The organism is Cryptocyanus atlanticus LEGE 06306 (assembly GCF_056633155.1).
Genome location: NZ_JBSJOZ010000036.1, coordinates 1 through 2632, shown reverse-complemented (window position 1 = coordinate 2632; position 2632 = coordinate 1). Strand labels below are relative to the sequence as shown.

The following is a 2632-nucleotide window of genomic DNA, read 5'->3' as shown; positions in this document are numbered from 1 at the left end:
TGTCCCGTGTCAATCAGGTTGATGGGTGGCGTCAATCTGGTTGACCGGTAGAAACAGTTGTCTCAAGGCCTGCTGAGGCCTGAGATGGCAGCTGGGATCGGGATCGTGACCAGGCTGTCGTCAGGTGTCAATCAAGTTGACCGTCCGGCGTCGACATCAAGGGGCGGGTGGGCCAGTTTTCGTGTCGCCGCCTCTCTTCTGGTGGGCTGAGGCGCTGTTGTGGCTGATCGTGATGGCCAGGGCGCCCGCGTCAATTACGTAGGCGGGTGGCTGGAGACGCTGGAAACCCTTGCGGCCGCTTGCTTCTGCCGGTAGCTCTCGCCCTTGATACCCACGATGTGGCAGTGGTGCACCAGCCGGTCCACTGCCGCCACGGTCATCGATCCACTTGGAAAAATCGTGTCCCACTCCCGGAACGGCTGGTTGGAGGTCACCAGCAGCGAGCGGCGCTCGTAGCGGTGGCAGATCAGCTCAAACAGCACTGAGGTTTCCAGCTCGCTGCGCCGCACGTAGCTGATGTCGTCGATCACCAGCAGGCTGTAGCGATCCAGCTTCTGGATCAGGGCTGGGAGCTCAAAGCTGGCCTTGGCCTTCTGCAGCAGCTGCACCAGGGCGGTGGCCGGGAAGAAGCGGCAGGCCTGGTCCTGCTCAATCATCGCCATCGTGATGGCAATGGCCAGGTGGGTCTTGCCCACGCCGCTGGGGCCAAACAGCAGCAGGTTCTCGGCCTGCAGCAGCCAGGTGTGGCTGCGGGAGAGCACCTGCAGCTCCTGCCAGTGCTTGGGCTCGAGGTGCTGGTGATCAAACCCGTCGAGGCCCTTCTGCCAGGGCAGATGGGCCTCCCGCAGCAGCCGCTGGCGCCGTGCCACCTGTCGGTGGTCACACTCTTGCTCGCAGAGGGCATAGAGGAACTGGCCGGGGCTCCAGCCCTGGGCCTCAGCCTGCTGAGCGAGCGGCTGCCAGTGGCTGCGGAACCGCGCCAGCTTGCGTTGTTTGAGCAGCAGCGGCAGCGCCGCTTCCACGGCCGCTGAGCGGGGTACCGGGGAGGAGGTGGTCATAGGAGGCCAGCAGGTGTTGGGGAATGACGGGATCAGGCAGAGCGCTCCGGCGTGGCTGCACCCGGAAGCGTTGCTGCAGGAGCGAGAGGGACAGGCTCTGGCGCTGCTGCGCCTGCTGCAGGAAGGCGAGCACCAGCGCAAATGAGGCCACCCGCACGGCGACATAGAGGGCCTCGACCATGAGCCGGGCTGCCGCGTCACGGTCACCGCTGGCCAGCAGGCGCTGCCAGAAGTTCCACCAGTGCTGGTCGGGGAAGAGGTGGCGCTGGTAGCGGCAATGGAGCAGGGCCCGTGGCTTGGCGCGCAGGCCATCGATCAGGTGCTCCAGATCGATGGACCAGGCCCTCGGGCCATGGCTGCCGGTGCCGTAGACGCGGGGCAGCTGACAGACCCAGTCGCTGAGCAGGTAGACGATCAGCCGGTCGTGGTGCAGCCGCACCGTCACCTGGCGGCCCATCAGGGTGGGCGGCACCGAGTAGATCACCTGCCGCACCTCGATCGTGCTGGTGCTGCGCACCCGAACGTTGAGCAGCTCGTAGTCCGCAAAACGGAAGGCCGGCAAAGCACCGAGATGCTCGAGTTCCTGCTCGTAGCGCCGCTGCCTGGGGGCGTTGAGGGCGCTGAACACCTCAGCGAGCAGTTCGCCGTATTCGGCCGGCTCGTCGAAATCGCAGCTGCCGCGCAGCAGCAGCTTCTGCTCCAGCCGCCGTTTCACATGGCCGTGCGGTGCCTCGACGATGCCGTTCTCATGGGCCACCCCCCGGTTGTTGCGGCTGGGGCTCAGGCCGTAGTGGGCGCAGAGGGCCTGGTAGCGGGGGGTGATGTCGAGGGCATAGCTGCCATCCCGGTTGCGGCTGGCGGCCGAGAGCCGATCGGTACGCAGTTCCCGCGGCACACCACCACAGGCGGCCAGGGCGTTCTGCAGCCCCTCTGAGAGGGCGACAAAGCTCTCGCCGCCGTGGATCACCTGGCCATAGGCCCAGCCGCTCCAGGCCAGGCGGTAGTGGAACAGCAGATGGGGAAAGGGCTCTCCTCTCAAGGTGATGACGACCCGTTTGACCTTGGTGAAGTCGCAGAAGCCGATCTCTCCGGGCTGATACGCCAGCGGAAACATCACCTCCGGCGTCGGGCCATGCAGCGCCTTCCACTGCTGCACCCGCCGCTGCAGGGTGCGTTTCAGCGAACTCCAGTCCTGATCTGGCTTTTGCTCCTGCAGGTGCTCCAGCAAGGTGGTGGGTGTGAGCGCCGGATGCCGCTCCAGCAGCGGCAGCAGCAAAGGCTCCCACACCTCAGCCAGAGGATCTGGTCGGCGCCTGCTGCGGGGCTTGGCAGCTTGGGGTTGGAGGCGGCCTGAGTCGATCCGGTGAGCACTGCTCACCGAGATGCCCGCCGCTGCGGCAGCCACCTCCTGGCGGCTGCCGGCTCGTCGTTTGGACATGTACAGCGCAATCTGTTGAGCGTTGAGGGGAGCAGGCATGGCCCGGTGCCCTGCGCATGGCAACCGGATTCAGCGCAGCCCCTCAAGAGCGGTCAACCTGATTGGCGCGACCCCTCAACCAGATTGTCGTCGGACA

At 65.9% G+C, this 2632-nt stretch carries 2 protein-coding genes; both read right to left on the bottom strand.

Annotation, left to right across the window (positions count from 1 at the left end; genetic code table 11):
- Positions 1–254: 254 nt before the first annotated feature.
- Positions 255–1010, bottom strand: coding sequence for an IS21-like element helper ATPase IstB (gene istB / locus ACWJI7_RS14155; RefSeq protein ID WP_479938856.1), 756 nt, complete (start codon positions 1008–1010; stop codon positions 255–257).
- The gene (istA, locus tag ACWJI7_RS14150) at positions 937–2496 is read right to left on the bottom strand and encodes an IS21 family transposase (protein ID WP_479938855.1); all 1560 of its coding nucleotides are present in this window, start codon (positions 2494–2496) and stop codon (positions 937–939) included. The genes istB and istA overlap by 74 nt, the downstream gene beginning before the upstream one ends.
- Between the last annotated feature and the right edge of the window lie 136 nt (positions 2497–2632).

What these genes read in the sequence shown, in the direction of transcription:
- istA (WP_479938855.1), bottom strand. Translation starts at nt 2,496, where the DNA reads ATGTCCAAACGACGAGCCGGCAGCCGCCAGGAGGTGGCTGCCGCAGCG.